The sequence below is a fragment of the Spirillospora sp. NPDC048911 genome, assembly GCF_043198015.1.
Classification (GTDB): Bacteria; Actinomycetota; Actinomycetes; order Streptosporangiales; family Streptosporangiaceae; genus Spirillospora.
This window is the reverse complement of the sequence record NZ_JBICUD010000013.1, coordinates 240,538-258,440: the sequence shown is the minus strand read 5'-3', so window position 1 is coordinate 258,440 and position 17,903 is coordinate 240,538. Positions and strand designations below refer to the sequence as shown.

The following is a 17,903-nucleotide window of genomic DNA, read 5'->3' as shown; positions in this document are numbered from 1 at the left end:
CGGGTACGCCTTCGTGGCGTTCCGCGAGCACGCAGGAAACGAAAGGTATGGGGACATGTCAATCGGCAATGATGGCGGCCGCTTGCTGCCAGAGGTCACAGAGGTCCAGGTCGAGGGCAGCGACCAGGAGAGCTGGCGGCGCCGCATCGTCGTGGGCGTGGACGGCTCGTTCGGCTCGATCCAGGCGCTGCTGTGGGCCGCGCGCGAGGCCAAGAGCCGCGAGGCGGTTTTGGACGTGGTCTCGGTGTGGGAAGACCTGTCCGACGAGCGTGCCGATGCTCTCCGCGATGACCCGCTTCGGATCGCCGCTGAACGGTTGCAGCGAGCGCTGGACGCATTGATCCGCCAGCGTGACGTACCGGATCGGGTCATCACGGCGCCCGTGCACGGTCCCCCCGGCCGACGCCTTGTTGAACGCGCTCGCGATGCCCATCTGCTCGTGCTGGGTACCAGCGGGATCAGTTCACCGGAGATTCCCGGTGGCATCGGCCTGTTCTGTGTCCGCCACAGCGCCACTCCGGTTGTGTTCGTTCCTCTCCCACCCGGCTGAACCGTCAGGTGCCGCAGATGAGGGAGGCGCCAACGCCGACACGCTGTTCCCAGCCCAGACGTGCTTAGCGTCTACGCGGGCCCACGGCCCCGCCTACAACCCCTACGCGAGGTGCCGGAGCGTCCCTTCCAATGGACCTGTCCAGCGGCTTCGTCATCGTTCCTTCTGGATGGCTGATCCCTGCCGCGCCGACCAGGACGGGACGTTGGTCCCGGCCGCGGGCGGCCAACGCCTCTACGTCGCTGGATCCTTGTGAGCGACGGTGGTATTAGGCGGCGTGCCCCGCTCATCGAAGTCCCTCTGGACGGGGCACCGCTCTGGAGGTGGACGATGACCACGAGGTCTGTGCCGGCGGCGAGCGCCGATTCACTCCCGGTTCGGGTCGAGGGGCGGCTCGACGAGCCGCTGTCCAGGTGGCTCTGGCTGGTGAAGTGGTTGCTGCTGATTCCGCACTACATCGTGCTGGTCTTTCTGGGGATCGCCGCGGGGATGCTCACGGTGGTGGCATTCTTTGCGATCTTGTTCAGCGGTCGTTATCCACGGTCGATCTTCGACTTCAACGTGGGAGTGGTCCGCTGGTTCTGGCGGGTGGCGTTCTATGGCTATGGCACCCTGGGCACGGACCGGTACCCGCCCTTCACCCTCAAGGACGTTCCGGATTACCCGGCGCGGCTGGAGATCCGCTACCCCGAGCGGTTGTCGCGCGGACTGGTGCTGGTCAAGTGGTGGCTGCTGGCCATCCCGCACTTCCTGGTGCTGGCTCTCCTCTCAGGAGGAGGGCTCTCGAGCACGGACGATGGCGGGGGATTCGGCTGGCACACTCCCGGCTTGGTCGATCTCTTGGTGCTCATCGCGGCGGTCGCGCTGATGTTCACCGGCAGGTACGTCCGCGGGATCTTCGACTTCGTGATGGGCATGAACCGCTGGGTGCTGCGGGTCGCCGCATACGTCCTTCTGATGACCGACAGGTACCCGCCGTTCCGGCTCGACATGGGGCCGGCCGAGCCCGAGTCAGAGCCGCTACTCCGAGAGAACGAGCTCTCCGTACCGACGACTCCCCAGTCCAGTGCGTAGGAAGCCGCACCCGGGGCCGACTGGCGGCAGGACCTTCGGCGACGATCGCGGGACCTCGGGCCCTGAGGTCGCCCGCATCGTCCGACGGAACATGAAAGCACCCGATCCTAAGGAGCCAGTCATGCGCGCGATGGTGTATCACGGTCCCGGCCACAAGGCGTGGGAAGAAGTGCCCAAGCCGCAGATCATCGACCCCGGTGATGCGGTCGTGCGTGTCGACGCGGTGACCATCTGCGGAACGGACCTGCACATCCTCAAGGGCGATGTCCCCGCCGTCGCCGATGGGCGGATTCTGGGACACGAGGCGGTCGGAACCGTCGAAGAGGTCGGCCCGGGCGTCAAGACGATCAAGCCGGGAGACCAGGTCCTGGTCTCATGCATCACCTCCTGCGGGACCTGCCGATTCTGCCGGGAGGGCCGGTACGGCCAGTGCCTGGGCGGTGGCGGCTGGATCCTGGGTCACAAGATCGACGGAACTCAGGCCGAGTACGTTCGGGTGCCGTACGCCGATACCTCCGTGCACGTCGTGCCCGACGGTGTCTCCGCACAGGACGTCCTGATGTTGGCCGACATCCTGCCGACGAGCTACGAGGTCGGAGTGCTGAACGGCGGTGTTAGCCCGGGCGATGTGGTGGCCGTCGTCGGAGCCGGACCGATCGGGCTGGCAGCGATCATGGCCGCCCGGCTCTACAGCCCCAGCCAGATCATCGCGATCGATCTGGCCGATAGCCGGCTGGAGGCGGCCAAGCAGTTCGGAGCGTCGGTGACCGTGAACAACGGGCGTCAAGACCCGCTCGCCGTGGTCCGAGAGCTGACCGGCGGACTGGGCGCCGACACCAGCATCGAAGCCGTCGGAGTCCCGGACACGTTCGAGCTCGCGGTCGCGCTGGCACGGCCCGGCGGCCGGATCGCCAACATCGGCGTCCACGGTCGCCCTGCCACCCTCCACCTCGAAGAGCAGTGGATCCGCGACATCACCATCGTCACCGGCCTGGTGGACACCTTCTCCACTCCGACCCTGCTTCGGCTGCTCGCGGGCCATCAGATCGAGGCGGGCAGGTTCGTGACGCACCACTTCAACTTCGACGAGTTCCCCAAGGCATACGACGTCTTCGCCAGCGCGGCCGACACCGGCGCCCTCAAGGTCGTCATCACCCGCTGAGGGCAACCGCGACAGCTCTAACAAAGCGTTACCACCTTCGTCCTAGTGGCTACCGCTTGCGCGGTGTCCCACGGCGCGCCGCACCGAGCAGTCTTCTTGGCCCTGCTCGGCGCAGTCGCGCCAAGTCACGTGTGGACAAGCGCCTACGGCGCATCCGAACCCGCCGCCCAGTAACGGGACCTGACAGGGCCGACAGAACCCACATCAGAGGTTTTCGGCTCCTGGCCTTTTGTGACGGCATCGGCAGCGTCGAAGGAGAGGGTCGATTGGCTGAATCGCTGCGAATCGGGATGCTCGGCTTCTTCAACCAGCTCCACAAGAAGGTTCTCGCCGGACTCACCCTGTCGGACTCGCACGCTGGGTCATCAAGTACCACGTGATCATCCAGCACAATCGGGTCGCGACGTCCAAGCCCCCTATGACACCTTCCGAGTCCGACGGTCCGGCGAGCATCTGCGGTTCTTCGTTCAGTGCAGGTCGAAAATGTAGGGAAAGTGGCTGATCCACCGGGTAGAGACAGCCGGAGCTTCGGCTCGGCGTGGGCGCCCAGTCGAGCGTCAGCGCCGTGGCGGCGATCTCCAGCGTCTCGGCCTCGTGGAGCAAATCTTCCAGCAGCACGCGCCACTGCACCGTGACCGCCTGCGCCGGGCCATGCTCGAGAGCCAGCGCCAACTCACCAATCTAGGCTGCGCCCAAGAACCCGCTGCCGACCGCGGTGCTGGACATGACGAAGCGGGAAGTGCTGGTCCAGTGTGTGAATTCGTCTGGGCAAGGTGATCGCCATGATGTAGGCGAAGGGGAGCGCCACGAAAGTGACGAAGGCGAGCCCGTTGAGGAGCAGGACGACTCCGACGCCGTCGATGCCGCGAATGAGGGCGATGACGGTTGGTCCAGTGAAGAGTGCCGCCAGGAAGGCGAGCAGGAAGAGCCAGAACCAGTAGGAGTCCATGCTGGTCGTCCCTAGGGCTTGGGGTGATCCGGGCGAGCGCCGGGAAGGTGAGGCGTAGGGCGTCCGGTTTGGGCCAGTGTGGAGCGGATCCCATAGATCGCTTCGGTGATCAGTTGAGGGAAGTCGTCGGCTGAGACCTCGGATGGCGTGCGGGTCTGATCCGATCGGTTCGAGTCCGGTGCCGTGCGGGTTTGGACGACCTTTGCGATGATCGGTTCAGGCAGGTTGGTGACGGTCTCCAGGAGTGTCCGCATCTGTAGAGGCAGGAGCTCCGGGCCGCTTCGGTCGCGCATCCTGGCCTGGAACTCGTCGATGATCTGGTGAGCGCGACGTTCTTGGCGAGCGGCTTCCCATTCTTGGCGGCTGGGGCCGTGTGGGTTGGCGGCCCAGCGCGCTCCGGTTCCCTCCTTCAGGGCTGCCGTGCTTACCGGGTGTCCCTCGCGGACATTGGGATCGCGGTTGAAGAAGGGGGTGGCCTGTCGCATAGCGGCGAGCGGGTCTTGGCCGCTGGCGCGGAGACGGTCGTAGTGGCTCATCGCGTGGGGGTGCAGGTCGCGAAGTCGTTGTTCGCATTTGTCGACGGCTGAGGCGGCGCCTGGGTGGCCTTCTGCGGCGAACGGGGCTGCGGCGCCCCACGCTTGGGCGACTTTGAGGATGTCTGCGTTCTGGAGCCATTGCCGGTCGTGGGCCGGCGCCCATATGGCCCTTGCTTGGTCGAACGCGGCGCGCTGGTCGGCGTCGGCCTGGGCTGCAGCGGCTCGGTCGCGTGCGGCTTCGGCGGCCTCTCGCTTCTGAACGAATCCGGAGTACATCTGTTTGGACGCGATCCCGAGCGCGAGGATCTGGATGATGCGTTGTCCGCCCTGGGCGAGCCCTTCGGCGATGGGGTCGGGGTGCTGCTCGGTCACGTGCGCCTCCTGGTCGTCCTGGCGGCCGGATGAGCATTTACTGAAGGAGTGGCGGGTGTGTTGGGAGCTTGGGGGAGCGTTTCGCAGCCTCGTAAGGGGAAGTCCTGGCCAGCGAGTTGCCGGGCGTCCGTGGAGCGACTGGATCGGTTGGTGATGGCGTCGATCAGGACTTCGTTGACCAAGCCCGGAGGAAGGTTGAGGCGGGCCGAGATGTGAGCGGCGTGTTCAGCTGCCTGGTTGGGACGTTCGGTGACCACTATTTCGGCTGCGGCGCGTGCGGCTGCGATCTGGCCTTCGGGGTGACTGAGTGACTGCCGTCGGGCTTCGATCGTTGCGTCTATCGCCAGGGTGGCGAGTGGCACCTCCCGCTTGAGCGTTGCCCGCATGCCCGTGATCCCTTGGTCTCTGAGGATGTCTGCGGGGTCATGCCCTGCGGGGAAGGTGACGGCAGTAATGGGCCCATTGATGGCGGAGAGGAGAGGCCAGGCACGGAGCGCGGCGGCTCGTCCTGCGCGATCGCCGTCGAGGGCGAGGAGCATCCCCGATGTCGTCAGGTCCGCATGGTCGGCGAGCACGTTCAGGTGGTCCGAGGTGATCGCGGTTCCGCAGAGTGCGACAGCGGCGTGGGTGCGCGGAGCGGCCAGGTTGATGGCTATCGCGTCGAAGGGGCCTTCGGCCACGACCAGGCAGGCGCCGGCGGCGAGTATGGAGGAGATTTCGCGCAAGCCATACAGCAGTTTGCCTTTGTTGAAGATTTCGATGCCGGGGCTGTTGAGGTACTTAGGACCGGTGGCTGTGTCGGTGCGACGGCCGATGAAGCCGCGGATGGCGCCTTCCGGGTCTCGGATGGCGAGCACGAGCCGATCGCGGAACAACGCACGTAGGGTTCCGCTGCGGTCGATGCGAGCGAGACCCGCATCGACGATCGACTGCTCGGTGTGACCAAGCGCTCTCAGCTGACCGATGAGCCGATCGGTATCGGAGGACGCATACCCGGCTTCCCACGGAGGCTTGGTCGCGCCTCCTAGGCCGCGTTGCGCGAGATATCCGGGGACCCAACTCTCGCGCGATTCCTTCAGGAAGATTTGGTGCGCGCTGCTGAGCACGTTGAGCAACTCGGCTGAGTGCGGAGGCGACTGCGGTGGATGGGAGCCGCCGTCTGCTTCGTTAGTGGCCGGTGGCCGCATAGTGGCCGGGAAGGACGGTTCTCTGGTGGCTGTACCTGCGGTGATGGGTGAGCTCAGGGAGGCGGGGGTGGTGGTACCGGACGGGAACGCTGCGAGACGTCGGTAAGCGTGCGAGGAGGCTCGAAGGATGGTCTCACCGACCGCGGTGATCGCCTTGATGGGCTGAGCGCGAGGGTCGCTACCAGACCAGCTGGCGACCGCTGGGAAGGTTGGCGGTGGTAGCTCCAGCCCGAGGCCTGCCAGAACGAGCCAGGTGGTGGATTCCGCGATGACGTGCCGGGTTCCTGAGCACGCTTCTGGTGGTTCCTCGGAGTGCGCGCGATCACCTGGACGAAGAATGTGGGCGAGCTGGTGGGCCAGGTGTTGGGTAGCAGGCGTGCCAACGAGGCTCGGAGGGACGTGCAGGAGGCGACCGGGCGGGCCGGTGTAAGGCCAGCGTTCGCCATGGTCGATCTGGAAACCGAGGGAGGCGGCGAGGTCGCGCAGCCGTTCCCACACATCCTCTGACGTGGACGCCGGAGTGTGAGGCGGCAGCGCTCCTTCGGTCTGCGTGATGTCGAAGACGGTGCGCGGAAGGCCGCGACGAGACAAGATCCTTATGCCGCTCTCGCCACGGCGAACCTGATGGCTGCGTTCCTGCCATTGCTGGTACGACCGGACGTCTGTGGCGTCCGGGCGCTGTGCGCCGATGAGCATGGTGTTGGTGAAACCGAATCGGCCATGGTGCGCAGCCATGCTCAACCAGCGTGACCATGGCTGAGCCCCGTCATGCAACAAGGTGACCTCGCGCTCGGCGATCGCGTGCAGCACGGCGATGAGGCGGCGCTGTTCGGAGTCGGTGCTCATACGGCTCCGCCTTCACCGAGGGCGGCGGCCCTCAGAGCTGAGAGACGATCGTTGGCGATGGCGTGGCCGGCATTGCGCAACCGGCGGCCGAACTCGACCTTGTTGATGTGTGCGCCTTGGCGGTGCGCGGCTTCGAGGATGTCCCTTGCGTCGGTGAGCAGTTCGGAGGTGATCCACTCCGGTAGGACGGGGCCCTCTTTGTCGCTGTGTTCGGGGTGGTCGTCGTGGTGCTCCTCGTCGGTTGGAGAGGCCGCGAACGGAGTCGGCTTGCGTGCGAACGGCTGGACTGGCTCCGTGTGAAGGGCCAGGAGGCCAGAGTCGGTCTCCGCTGGGAGCGCCGGGACGAGGCTCGCAGCGCGACCGCTGGCTTGGGCGGGAAGATGGCGCAGTGCAAGGCGGTCGGCAAGGGGTGCGTTCCAGCGCCAGGTCCAGCGGCCGTGCTTCTGTTGGAGATGGGAGACGGCGAGCAGGTGCTGGTACTCCACAGCGAGGCCGTGCCGGTAGCCGGTGATGTGCCAGAGGACCATGCGACGCCACAGCAGGGCAGTGGAGATCGGAGCAAGCAGCCAGCGAGCCTTCGGAACGGATTCGATGCGGACGCCGGCCGCCAGGCCAGCCCATTGGCGGATCAGATGACGAACGCCCTCGACGGTGATGATGAACAGCACGGGCATCGCCAGGTGCACGATGATCCCGATGAGGTCACCGTGAGCGGCAGCCGCATTGACGGCGACTGTGCCGCCGATGAACGCCCAGGCCGTCCAGCGGAGCATCGGCCACGGCAACCTGAGGTATTCGGCCAGCAAGTCCCACGCGAGAAGGGCGAGGATCCCGGCGTCGAGGCCGATCGGGACGATCCAGGCAAGGCCCCCGAACCAGGGCTCGGCAGCCTGGCGGACGGTGGCGAACGATCCGATACCGCCGAGCGCGGCGAGGGCCAGGATGAGCGGGGCGATGGCGATTGCGGACACGATGGCGATTCGCGGACACGAACGCAGAGCGCGTGGGGGCCGTTCCGTATCGGACGGATCCTGCCCAGGATCTTTCTGGCCATCGGCGCTGATCCTCGGGAGTGCGCCGTCGGCAGGGCCGAGTAAGGTCACCGTCTCGTTCCGCGGGAACGCAGTGCCTCCATTCGTTCCGTGGGACTTCGAGGTGGTGGTCTTCTCGTTCGCAGTGCTGGCGCTGGCGTTCACCGGTGCTTCCCTTCGATCATCCAGACGAGGACTTGGGCGACGTAGCGGACGTCATGGGTCGGGCCGAGCACGCGGCCGTTGCCGGTCACGTAGGCGAAGGTGTCCTCGGCGCCTGCGCACAGCACGGTCTCGGTCCACCGAGCCTGACGAAGCTTGAGGCGCCAGCGACCGTTGCGTGGCCGCTGGACGCGCGCCCGCGCGCCGAGCTGGCCGAGCTCGTGGTGCAGCCGGAGCAGGTGCGCGCGCCGCCGGTCGAGATCGCTTCTCGCGGGCAGCCTGGGGTGGGTTCTTGCTTGAGGAGCGGAGTGCCTGGTGCCGATCTCGGGCATCGTGTTCCCTCCCAGAAGGTGACGGAGCGAGAGTCCATCAACTAAAGTTTTCAGTACGACGATGCATTGCTCGGGGATGTGTTGTCAACCGAAAGTGCTCGCCTGGTTACTGGTTGTCTAGAGAGGTGGGAGCGCGAGTGGGTGCGGACACACCAGGTCCTGCGGATAACCATCCCGATGGGGCAGCAGAGCCGCCCGATGGCCAAGAAGGTCCCTCGCCGTCGGCGTCACTGGGGGACAAGGTCGACTGGCTGATCCGCAACGCGTGGCCGGTACACGTGCCGTCCGCGCGAAACAACGTGGAGACGGCAGCGGCGATCAGCGCGGCGACGGGAGAGGAAATCTCGTCAACCACGGTGTGGAAGTTGCGCACCGGCCGCCAGGACAATCCCCAGCTGAAGACGCTGACGGCCTTGGCTTCGTTCTTCGGCGTGCCGCTCGGCTACTTCGGCTTCGTGGACGAATCAGACCCCATCGCCGAGGAGCTCACGCTCAAGGCTCTGCGGGATGAGATCGGTGCCGGTGACCTTCGCGGCGACGTTCTTCGTGCATTGGTCGATCTGTCGCCGCAAGCGAGGTTGATCGTTGACGAGATGATCCTGGCCGCCGCCCGCGCCGAGCGCCGCGCGCAGAAAGGCGGGAAGCAGGATCCTGCTACATGACGCCCACAGCCTTGATGGTCATTGCACACATATGCTCGATCGGGGCTTGATCGAGGGAGGGGCCGTCTGGATGGGCAGAGCCGCATCGTTCGCCGAGGTGGCGGTAGAGGCCGCTCGGGCGGCTGCACGCCGGGCCGGTCTCGAGAGCCAAGCCCTCGAATTGGTGCGGGTGGGGGACCGGGCGGTGTTGCGGCTGGACGGTGGCCGGGTGATCGCCCGAGTGGGCCGGAGCCTGGATCTGTTGGAGTCGGCGCGCCGGGAAGTACAGGTGGCTCGCTGGCTGCACGCCGAGGGCATTGCGGTGACCCGGCCGCTTGAGGGGGAGCAGCCGCTCGTGATGGAGAACCTGCCCGTGTCGTTGTGGCACGCGGTGGACGGTGACTGGACGGTGCCCGTCGACCTGGCCGCGATCTTGCGGCGGCTCCATTCCCTGACACCGCCTGCCGATCTGGTGTTGCCGCAACTGGATCCGTTCGAGCGTGTCGATGAGCGCATCGATGCGGCGCCGGCCATCACCGTAGAGGAACGTCATTTCCTTCGGTCGATGGCAGTCGACCTGCGGGAGAGGCTGCAGAACGTGCGGTACGCGCTTGACCGCTCGGTGCTCCACGGTGACGCCAACATCGGTAACGTGCTGAAGACGCCAGGTGGTGAGGTGGTTCTCTTCGATCTCGGCGGGATGTGCTGGGGGCCGCCGGAATGGGACCTGTCGATCACTGCGGTATACAGGGACCTGGGCTGGCACACCGACGCCGAATACGCGGCGTTCTGCCAGGTCTATGGGTTCGACGTGGCTGAGTGGCCGGGCTATCCAGCGCTGCGGGCAGTGAAAGAACTACGGATGACGTGCTGGCTGTCGCAGAAGGCGGGCGATGACGAGCAGATCGCGCAGGAGGTCCGGCGCAGGATCGGTGACCTTGCCGACCCCGAACGCGCCAGAAACTGGCATCCCTATTGATCGGAGGGGCTGGTGGGCCGGTGGCCTGGCAGGTGGTGTCCCTCAAGCAACGGGCGGGCCTGCTCAGTGAACGCGGTGACCGCCGGGTGCGTTGCATAAGGACGGGCCCGGACATGGAAGTCGCGCAGGTAGGTCGTGCAGCGCACCGATGCGGTCTCCTGGACTCGGGGGAGGGTCCGCGTCGCGACTGTGCAGGCTTCCTCGACTTCGCCTTGATCCAACAGGCTGGTGGCCAGCACGATGCGCGAGAAAGTGCGGCTGCGGGCATACTCCTCGTCCCCGGCAGCCAGACACTGGGTCGCGTACTCATGTGACCGCGCGGGCTGGCCGAGATCGCGGAAGCAGTGCGCGAACTCGTCGGCGAGTTCGGACTCATCGAAGTAGCTGATCCACTCCGGTTCCTCGCCTGCCCGGTGTCGCTCCCATGCGGCTTCGGCGATTCCGAGCGCATCCAGGCACTCGTCGGCGGCATTGGGCATCGCGGCGGCTGCGCGAGCCTGCATCGCGGCGAACTGCGCTTCGAGCAAGGGCTCGTCGTGATGCTGGATTCCGTGGCTGGCAGCCCGAGCCAAGTTGAGCGCGTGGCGGTGCTCGCCGAGGTAGTTGGCCTGGTGCGACATCGCCGACAGAGTGCTGGCGCCGAACAGCCGGTCTCCGGCGTGGTGGGCCAGGGCGAGGGCCTGCAGAAAGTAGCGGCGGCTGAGACCGTGCAAACCGCTGTCGTACGCCATCCACGCAACCGACAGGTTGAACTCGGCCACGGCACTGAACAGTGCGGCCGCGATCGAACTGCTGTAAGAGCCGGACAACAGCGGAGTGACCTGGTCGGACAGGTACTGGACGGCCGCCGTCCGGGAATGTGCGCCGCCGAACCGATTGTCCAATCCGGCGAACATGGCCGAGGTCGACCGGATGGCCTCTACGTCGCTCATCCCGACCTGCCGCCGACCTTCCCGCGCACGAGGGCTCGCGGCGCTGGCCAACAGCCATTCGAACGCCGGATGAGTGAGGGCGGTGACGTCAACAGAGCCCAACAGGAACTTCCGACGCTGAAGGTCGGCAGTCCAGAGTTCGATCACCGTCTCGATGAGGTCCTCGGTGGTGTGGGAGAAGCTCAGGCCGACCTCAGGAGAGGTGGTGGTTCCGGCCATACCGATGTCGGCGAGTGTGACACGGCGGCCGAGCTTGCGGCTGAGCGCCTCGGCGATCAGGGCCGGGGTGGCGCCGCGCGGCTGCTGACCGGCGATCCATCGGCCGACCTGAGTGTGAGCGGGCCGGACCGACTCTCGCCACTCCTCTGCGACCCGGCATATCCGCTTGGCCAGCGCGAGGTGGGAGATGCCGACCTCGTCAATGAGGTCGGCCAGTCGCTGGTTGGGCTGCCGCTCCATAGTTCCGCAGCGTAACCCCGTCCTCACGGCTCGATAAGGCCCAGCTTGAGATCGGCACTGAATGCACACCGGTTTGCACACATGCACCGCCGATGTGCGCTGCCGCAGCCATGGTTCGCCGGGGTTATGTGGAGCCATGGGAAGCACTCACGGCCGGTCAGCCGGCCGTCCCAAATGCCCTCGTCTCAACTCATCGTCTGCGTCCTCTGATGCCAGGCCTCCGAGGACGAAACGACTGCTCGTCAGACGTCCGACGCTGGCGCATCGGATGGCCGTCGACTATGTGACCCGGTGGCAGTGGCCGGTCATGGTGGGCGCGCTGCCTCCGTCGAACACCCGCACCGAGGTCGTGGGCGGCGTTCTGGAGCCGACCATCGACCCCGACCGCGTGCGGGACTGGTGGAGCCAGTGGCCAGAGGCAGGCATCGTCGTCCCTGTTGGTCCCGGCTTCGAGGTGGTCACCGTGCCGCTGCAGATCGGTCAGGCGGCCTTGGAGGTTCTCACGGAACGCGGTTCCTGGCTGGGGCCGGTCATGTCTGACGAGGACACGATCAGCATGCTGGTGCGCTCGGGACAGACGGAGCGTTGGACCGAGTTGGTGGCCGTGAGCGGCGCCGGCTACGCCTACGCGGGACAAGGACAGCTGGTCGTCCTTCCACCCGGCAGTGCCCACGTCGGACACGTCGTCCGCTGGGTGGTCCCCCCGACCTCCGCCAACGCCTTGCGGCTCCCCGGCTTCGAGGAGCTGGCTCAAGTGGTCGCCCGTCCGCCGGTACGGCCAAGGCGGTGGTTCTGGTGACCATTTCCAGACGGCGGGAATGGAGGCTGAGCGAAGGCTCGATGCCGGTGCGGCGCGCACGCCGACTCACCGAGCAGACCTTGACGTGGTGGCAGCTCCCCGAAGTAGGTGAGCATGCCGGGCTGGTCGTCTCGGAACTGGTGACCAATGCGTTCCGTCACGGGGCGCCACCGGTCGAGCTGGCTCTGTCACTCGTGCTGGATCCGACGCGGGTCACCGAGGTCGCCCTGCAAGTCGATGTGCGAGATGGGGCATCGACGATGCCGGTATGCCGCCAGGGAAGCGAGGCCGGTGGCTTCGGCCTGACCGTCGCATCGCGCCTGGCCGAGCTGAGCTACCACCCGCGACGCATCGGAAAGGTGGTCCGCGCAGTAGTTCCGCTTGCCGGCTCTGAGAGGCCACATCTCGTTCAGCCGACTTCTCCATGCAGATCGGCAGCGGACGGACCTCACGGAAACGCTCAGGCATCTCCTCTGATCGACTCTCCCGAAGGGAAGACGTACGTGGACCTCATCGAGATCGAGGCGCTTCGTCTGCGCTGCATCATCGGCTGCGACGAGGAAGAACGCCGCGACCGCAGCGACGTGGTGATCCACCTGGAGATCGGCACTGACGTTCGCCCCGCGGCGCAGAGCGACGATCTGGCCGATGCGTGGAACTACCGGACCGGCGTCAAAGCGATCATCAGCCACGTCGAGCGGTCGCAGTACCGCACGGTGGAGGCGCTGGCCACAGAGGTCGCCCGCATCCTCGTCGTCGACCACCGCGCTCCCTACGTGCGCGTCCGACTCCACAAACCGGGTGCGTTGCGGTTCGCCGATGCCGTCGGAGCGGTGATCGAACGCACGACAGCCGACTTCTCTGGCCCCCTCAACGGAGGAGACCTTTCATGAGCTCACTTGCCGTGCCGGTGCAGCCCCTCGAGCCCGACGGCCAGGTGACTTCGCTTCCCGTTCGGACTCAAGCCCGTTCCGTCGAACTGGCAGCCGCCCAGCAAGCGGCGGCCGACCTGCTCGTCGCCCTCGGCGTCGACCTGAGTGGTGAAAGCATGGCCGAGACCCCCGCACGGATGGTCCGCGCGTACGACGAGCTGCTGACTCCTCGCGACTTCGACTTACGGACCTTCCCGAACGACGAGGGCTACGAACAGCTCGTCATCGAGCGGGAGATCCCGTTCCGATCGCTTTGCGAGCATCACTTCCTGCCCTTCGTCGGAGCCGCCTACGTCTGCTACCTGCCCGGCGAACGGATTCTCGGGCTGTCCAAACTTGCGCGGGTCCTGGAGTTGTTCGCGCACCGCCCGCAGGTTCAAGAACGGCTGACTCAGCAGGTCGCCAACTGGCTGAACGAACACCTCCAGCCCAAGGGCGTCGGTGTCGTCCTGGTAGCCGAACACCTCTGCATGACGTTGCGCGGCGCACGCGCGACCGGCTCCACCACCGTCACGTCCGCCCTGCACGGACTGCTGTTGAACGACGCCCGCGCCCGCGAGGAGTTCTTCACCCTCGCCGGCATCCACCACTGACGGCGCGCCCCTCACAAGCAAAGGATCCGGACATGGTGACAACAATCGAGATCGGCGGCGGTCCCTTCGTCTTCTCGGCTGCCCACGCTGGGCTGCACAATGGTCAGTTCGAGCCGCTGCATGGCCACACCTTCTCGACCACGCTGCGGCTTACCGGTGAGCTCGACGAGACCGGGATGCTCACTGACTTCCACCTCGTGAAGAGGGCCCTCACCGAGGTACTTGCGCCACTGCGACGACGCACGTTGATGCCCGGCAACGCACCGGGAGTCACATGTCTGATCGAAGACGGACAGATGTTCATCGAGTGCGGCACCAAGCGGTACAGCCTGCCCGCGGAGGACGTCGCCCTCCTGCCACTCGCCAACACCACCACCGAGGCCATCGCCACGCACGTACTTGATCAGCTGGTGCCCTACCTGCGTGACGAACCAGGACTGACCGGCCTCGAACTCTTCCTGGCCGAAGCCCCCGACACCGGCGCCCGTGTCGCTGCGGATATCGCATCCCTCTGCCTTCCTCCCCAAGTGGAGGCGGTGCTGTGACGGACATGAGGGCACCTGGCCGACTCCCGGCGAAGTATCTGCCTAGGGCGCTGCTCGGCTACACGATGGAGACGCTGCTCTCCGCCAGCAGCGCCGCCGAGGAGGTGCTTGTCGCAAGCCCCTGGGACGTGTGGTGGGTCTGCTACCGCTTCGGAACTCCACTCGATCAGCTGGGCATCCGGATTCGCCTGCCCGAGAAGGCCTGCCCCACCTGCGCCACGGACGCGATGACGTTGGCATCCGCCAGTCCGCCCGGACATCCTGACCTTGATGGTGCACGCCTTTGCGGGTGCCTCCTGGAATGGGCTGTACGGATGCGGGCTCCCGGGCAGGCAGTGACATGGCCATCGCTGTCGCTCACGCTCGCGCTGCTGAAGCCCGGCGCCCCTCGCAACCAGATCCGGGCCGAGCTGGAGCGCACTCACCAGGTGATACGTAGCATCCACACCACACTCACCATCGACGACACCAGGCGCCTCTATCCCGAAGCGTACGGCGCCGAGTACGTGGCCGCCCGCGACGCCTATCTGACCAAGACGTCTGTGGTGGCCCTCGTACTGCTGGCCCGTCACGACCTCCCGTCGCCTGGGAGTAGGGCTGATCTGTCGACAGCGCGGATCAAGGAACGGATCCGCGCCGAACTGGGCGGCAGCCTGCTGCGTAACCACCTGCACATGCCCGACAACCCTGGCGAGGCGCTGGCCGACATCGCCCATCTGGCCGGTGATGAGCTGCTGCCCGAGCTGTACGAGAGGTACGAATGTGACCGAGTTCCCCACCGTCTGGCGTTCTACCGGACTGCACTGGGAATCGGCAGTCCCGCTGCTGACCGCCATCCCGCTTGGCCGTACTGAGCAGCGGCCCATCGCTGAAGAACGACGCCGCCCGATAGCGCCTGGCCAGCAGATTTGTTGGCGGCTGCGGGGACCACGGCGCTGCACCGGCCTCTGGAACGGAGCCAGCCGGACCGACTGCCCTACTGCGGAGGTCGTTGCTTCTGTCGGCGTGCAATCCCAGTGTCGGGCCTGCGCCGCTGCAGACCACGGTCGTGCCCTGGCCAGCGATAGGGCCACCGATCATCGAACGTTCGCGCTGTACCTGGCGTGGTTCGGTCCTGACCTGATCAAGGTCGGTATCACCGCGGCGGAACGTGACCGCGACCGGCTTCTCGAACAGGGCGCGATCGCCTTCACCCTCCTGGCCACCGGCTCACATGGCGCCATACGTCGTGCTGAACGGCTCGTCACCGGGACGGGACTCGCCGCTGAGCGAATCGGAGCGCGCGAGAAGGCGGACGCATGGTGGATCCTCCCGCCAGAGAACGAACGTGCGCAGCTGGTGGAGGCCGCGTACACCGCCATCCACGACGCTGTAGCCGCGCTTCATGCGGGCCGGGGAGCCGACCACGGTCCTGGCCTTTGGCCGCCCGGTCTGTCTCTCGCCAGCCTGAAGGTCGTCGACCAGGCCATCGACTTCGGTCTCACCGAGCCGCCGCCCAGAACCTACGCCGAGGCCGCCGCCGTCCGGGACGGAGCGATCTTGGCTGGCGAGATCAAGGCGATCATCGGACGCCTTCTGCTGCTGGAGGGCCCCGCCGGGCCCTTGCTGGTCGATATGCGACGCATCGCGGGATGGCAGTTCACCCTGGTGCCCGTCAAGTTCATCGCCGGCCGACCGTCAGGCCTGCTTCATCCGAGTGCCCTGTACTCCACCTCGAGAAGGATGCCGAGAGATGACCGCGGCGATCAGAAATCCCTTTTTTGAGCACCCGCCCTCCTCCCAGTCAGCGCCTCGAGCCCGGCTGCTCACATTGGAGGGCATGCCTGGAGCGGGGAAGACGACTCTCAGCAGCATGCTTACCGGCCAGGGCCATCGCGTCATTGGCGAGTACACCGCACAAGCTCCTACGTCGGCAGGCTGTGCTGACCAGGCAGTGTTGCCGAGAACTCTTCGGCGGAACGAGCATCCGGCGGTCGACGACGACCGAGCTCACCAGGCCAACTGGATCCGCAAGGCTGTGCAGGCCACAGAGGCGCTCCGCGCCGGTGGACCGGTGTTCGTTGATCGGGACTGGCTGAGCTCCCTTGCCTACGCCTATTCCATCGCGGACACCGACCAAGGTCGCCTACTGCGACAGCGCGTCACCTGGGCACAGGAGAATCTGGCAGACCAGAAGCTCCTGGTCGCCGACGGATACATGGTCTTCGACCTGGACGTCTCGCTCAGCTTGAGCCGTCGAGCCGCAACGCTCCGGCCCGAACATCCCTGGAGCCGTCCACGCGTCCTCTACCGCCTGCGGAGCTTCTACCGAAGGCCCATCACGATCCTTCAGCGTCTGAGCCCGGAACTGGCCGTGCAACTAGGCCAAACTCGCTGGTCCTTCCTGCGCGGCACCACCAGCCTCAACCACGCACTCACCCTTGTCCACGCACTGGCGCAGACCACAGATGGTCGGAGGGATCCGTGAGCACGGTGTGGGCCTTTCCCTCCCCTTCCGCAGCCACCACGCCCACGGTGGCGGTGCTGATGCACGACGGCTTCTACTCCTGCGGAACCGGCGCCGGACGCTCCAACCGCGCCTTCCTTCAAGTCTTGACGGAGCTGAAGGCGCAGCCGGTGCGTCTTGCCGCGCTTCCCATCCACCTCAGCTCTACCAGCGGCGAATACAACGCCACATGGCACAAGGAGATGCAACACCTCGTTCACCAGGCCGGTGGCCATGTCTTTCCGATCGACAACGGAACCGCCGGACAGGTGCGCTTCGGCGACCTGGCCGCGTTCCAGCACGCGTGTTCCTCCGCAGCCAAAATCATCCGCGAGGAGCTACTTCCCACCTCGAAACCATTGTTGGTCACCGCGTTCGACTGCCCGTTCTACGGCTTGGCGGCCCAGCTCGCACCGCACATTCCATCGAGTACGTATGTCGAGCTCGTCATCGTGGCACGCTCGACCGCCGTCCTCCACGCACCCGGCGACACCGCCCGCATGGAATGGGAACGAAGCGGCCTGCAACAGGCCGTCACCGCAGGCGGGCGAGTGGCGGCGATCTCCGCGCACATGCGCGACCACCTCACTGAGGCCTACCAGCTCCCGCACACTCGTCTACTGAAACTTCCCAACGGCCTCACCAGCCAAGACTGGCGTCACATCGCCCCACCCGATATGCGGCTTCTCCCGCCGCAAGCTCAGTCGGGGTTCCTCTTGGCGATGGGCCGTGCAGTCGAATACAAGGGCTTTGATGATCTCCTGGATGCTCTCGTCCTCCTGAAGGACCGGCGAGTCCCCGTGCCCCACACCTTGCTGGCGGCTGTCACCGATGCGACGCGGCTGAGCCCCTACCAGCGGCATCTGGCGGACCGGATCGCTACTGAGGGGCTCAACGCCACATTGCTGCCCCGGTTCGAACCCGGGCTGCGAAGTCTCCTTACTCATCCAACCCTCGCTGCCGTGGTTGTGCCATCGCGCGTCGAACCATTCGGACGTATCCCGCTGGAAGCGTTCGTCGCTGGAGCCACCCCTGTGGTCGCCGCGTCTGCCGGAGGGCTCGCCGAACTCGTCACCACCGACACCGGCTACATCGCGGAGCCCTGCAACCCTGAATCGCTCGCCACCGCGTTGCGCGACGCGCTGCGAAGCACGCCTGCCGACCGAGTCAGGCTGCGTGCTGCGGGCCGCAGCCTGGCCGCTTCGCGCTACAACTACGCCAAGACAGTCCACAAATTCTTGACCGATATAGCGCCATGGACCATCCCAGAGCCGACCGCCGGCACCGACCGTACGGCGATGCCCGCACCGTCATCACGATGAAGTGGACCCTGGCCC

Annotated in this window: 21 protein-coding genes; 13 read left to right on the top strand and 8 right to left on the bottom strand. The window is 66.3% G+C overall.

Annotated features, from left to right (window positions below; genetic code table 11):
• Nucleotides 1–55: 55 nt before the first annotated feature.
• From ACGFNU_RS44370 to ACGFNU_RS44360, 3 genes are all read left to right on the top strand, one after another.
• Nucleotides 56–550, top strand: coding sequence for a universal stress protein (locus ACGFNU_RS44370; protein ID WP_392602689.1), 495 nt, complete (start codon nucleotides 56–58; stop codon nucleotides 548–550).
• 330 nt (nucleotides 551–880) lie between these two features.
• Nucleotides 881–1,624: a DUF4389 domain-containing protein gene (locus tag ACGFNU_RS44365; protein WP_392602688.1), complete on the top strand. Its 744-nt coding sequence runs from the start codon at nucleotides 881–883 to the stop codon at nucleotides 1,622–1,624.
• 121 nt (nucleotides 1,625–1,745) lie between these two features.
• Complete coding sequence (locus tag ACGFNU_RS44360) at nucleotides 1,746–2,786, top strand: zinc-dependent alcohol dehydrogenase family protein (protein WP_392602687.1); 1,041 nt, start codon at nucleotides 1,746–1,748, stop codon at nucleotides 2,784–2,786.
• A gap of 143 nt (nucleotides 2,787–2,929) precedes the next feature.
• On the opposite strand, the gene ACGFNU_RS44355 is transcribed toward ACGFNU_RS44360, so the two are convergent.
• From ACGFNU_RS44355 to ACGFNU_RS44325, 7 genes are read right to left on the bottom strand one after another with little or no spacing between them, the layout of a single operon-like run.
• Complete coding sequence (locus ACGFNU_RS44355; RefSeq protein WP_392602686.1) at nucleotides 2,930–3,103, bottom strand: hypothetical protein; 174 nt, start codon at nucleotides 3,101–3,103, stop codon at nucleotides 2,930–2,932.
• A gap of 19 nt (nucleotides 3,104–3,122) precedes the next feature.
• Nucleotides 3,123–3,458, bottom strand: a complete 336-nt coding sequence (locus tag ACGFNU_RS44350) for a hypothetical protein (RefSeq protein WP_392602685.1) — start codon at nucleotides 3,456–3,458, stop codon at nucleotides 3,123–3,125.
• Between the two features lies 1 nt (nucleotide 3,459).
• A complete protein-coding gene (locus tag ACGFNU_RS44345) occupies nucleotides 3,460–3,735 on the bottom strand; it encodes a hypothetical protein (RefSeq protein ID WP_392602683.1) in 276 nt (91 codons plus the stop codon).
• A gap of 11 nt (nucleotides 3,736–3,746) precedes the next feature.
• Entirely contained in the window at nucleotides 3,747–4,643 is an 897-nt protein-coding gene (locus tag ACGFNU_RS44340; RefSeq protein WP_392602682.1) for a hypothetical protein, read from the bottom strand.
• Complete coding sequence (locus ACGFNU_RS44335; RefSeq protein ID WP_392602681.1) at nucleotides 4,640–6,676, bottom strand: toprim domain-containing protein; 2,037 nt, start codon at nucleotides 6,674–6,676, stop codon at nucleotides 4,640–4,642. Before ACGFNU_RS44335 ends, ACGFNU_RS44340 begins: the two co-directional genes overlap by 4 nt.
• Nucleotides 6,673–7,872 carry a DUF2637 domain-containing protein gene (locus ACGFNU_RS44330; RefSeq protein WP_392602680.1) on the bottom strand — a complete coding sequence of 400 codons (1,200 nt, stop codon included), beginning with the start codon at nucleotides 7,870–7,872 and terminating at the stop codon, nucleotides 6,673–6,675. Before ACGFNU_RS44330 ends, ACGFNU_RS44335 begins: the two co-directional genes overlap by 4 nt.
• On the bottom strand, nucleotides 7,869–8,201 hold the full coding sequence (locus ACGFNU_RS44325; RefSeq protein WP_392602679.1) for a hypothetical protein: 333 nt from the start codon (nucleotides 8,199–8,201) through the stop codon (nucleotides 7,869–7,871). Before ACGFNU_RS44325 ends, ACGFNU_RS44330 begins: the two co-directional genes overlap by 4 nt.
• A 137-nt stretch (nucleotides 8,202–8,338) precedes the next feature.
• On the opposite strand from ACGFNU_RS44325, the gene ACGFNU_RS44320 reads away from it, so the two are divergent.
• Both ACGFNU_RS44320 and ACGFNU_RS44315 read left to right on the top strand, forming a co-directional pair.
• Nucleotides 8,339–8,863, top strand: a complete 525-nt coding sequence (locus ACGFNU_RS44320; protein WP_392602677.1) for a hypothetical protein — start codon at nucleotides 8,339–8,341, stop codon at nucleotides 8,861–8,863.
• 70 nt (nucleotides 8,864–8,933) lie between these two features.
• On the top strand, nucleotides 8,934–9,821 hold the full coding sequence (locus tag ACGFNU_RS44315) for a phosphotransferase enzyme family protein (protein WP_392602676.1): 888 nt from the start codon (nucleotides 8,934–8,936) through the stop codon (nucleotides 9,819–9,821).
• Here ACGFNU_RS44315 and ACGFNU_RS44310 read toward each other — a convergent pair.
• Nucleotides 9,815–11,212: a hypothetical protein gene (locus ACGFNU_RS44310; protein ID WP_392602675.1), complete on the bottom strand. Its 1,398-nt coding sequence runs from the start codon at nucleotides 11,210–11,212 to the stop codon at nucleotides 9,815–9,817. The two genes, ACGFNU_RS44315 and ACGFNU_RS44310, sit on opposite strands and share 7 nt — an antisense overlap.
• A 268-nt stretch (nucleotides 11,213–11,480) precedes the next feature.
• On the opposite strand from ACGFNU_RS44310, the gene ACGFNU_RS44305 reads away from it, so the two are divergent.
• The 8 genes from ACGFNU_RS44305 to ACGFNU_RS44270 all read left to right on the top strand — a co-directional run bounded on the left by ACGFNU_RS44305 (nucleotide 11,481) and on the right by ACGFNU_RS44270 (nucleotide 17,888).
• A complete protein-coding gene (locus ACGFNU_RS44305) occupies nucleotides 11,481–12,011 on the top strand; it encodes a bifunctional DNA primase/polymerase (protein ID WP_392602674.1) in 531 nt (176 codons plus the stop codon).
• A complete protein-coding gene (locus ACGFNU_RS44300; RefSeq protein ID WP_392602673.1) occupies nucleotides 11,999–12,904 on the top strand; it encodes a dihydroneopterin aldolase in 906 nt (301 codons plus the stop codon). The genes ACGFNU_RS44305 and ACGFNU_RS44300 overlap by 13 nt, the downstream gene beginning before the upstream one ends.
• Entirely contained in the window at nucleotides 12,901–13,536 is a 636-nt protein-coding gene (gene folE / locus ACGFNU_RS44295; protein ID WP_392602672.1) for a GTP cyclohydrolase I, read from the top strand. The genes ACGFNU_RS44300 and folE overlap by 4 nt, the downstream gene beginning before the upstream one ends.
• A 32-nt stretch (nucleotides 13,537–13,568) precedes the next feature.
• Complete coding sequence (locus tag ACGFNU_RS44290; protein ID WP_392602671.1) at nucleotides 13,569–14,081, top strand: 6-pyruvoyl tetrahydropterin synthase family protein; 513 nt, start codon at nucleotides 13,569–13,571, stop codon at nucleotides 14,079–14,081.
• Between the two features lie 65 nt (nucleotides 14,082–14,146).
• The gene (locus tag ACGFNU_RS44285; protein WP_392602670.1) at nucleotides 14,147–14,935 is read left to right on the top strand and encodes a hypothetical protein; all 789 of its coding nucleotides are present in this window, start codon (nucleotides 14,147–14,149) and stop codon (nucleotides 14,933–14,935) included.
• Complete coding sequence (locus ACGFNU_RS44280) at nucleotides 14,844–15,845, top strand: DUF2797 domain-containing protein (protein WP_392602669.1); 1,002 nt, start codon at nucleotides 14,844–14,846, stop codon at nucleotides 15,843–15,845. The genes ACGFNU_RS44285 and ACGFNU_RS44280 overlap by 92 nt, the downstream gene beginning before the upstream one ends.
• Nucleotides 15,814–16,548: an AAA family ATPase gene (locus ACGFNU_RS44275; protein WP_392602668.1), complete on the top strand. Its 735-nt coding sequence runs from the start codon at nucleotides 15,814–15,816 to the stop codon at nucleotides 16,546–16,548. The genes ACGFNU_RS44280 and ACGFNU_RS44275 overlap by 32 nt, the downstream gene beginning before the upstream one ends.
• Complete coding sequence (locus tag ACGFNU_RS44270; RefSeq protein ID WP_392602667.1) at nucleotides 16,545–17,888, top strand: glycosyltransferase family 4 protein; 1,344 nt, start codon at nucleotides 16,545–16,547, stop codon at nucleotides 17,886–17,888. The genes ACGFNU_RS44275 and ACGFNU_RS44270 overlap by 4 nt, the downstream gene beginning before the upstream one ends.
• Nucleotides 17,889–17,903 lie beyond the last annotated feature (15 nt).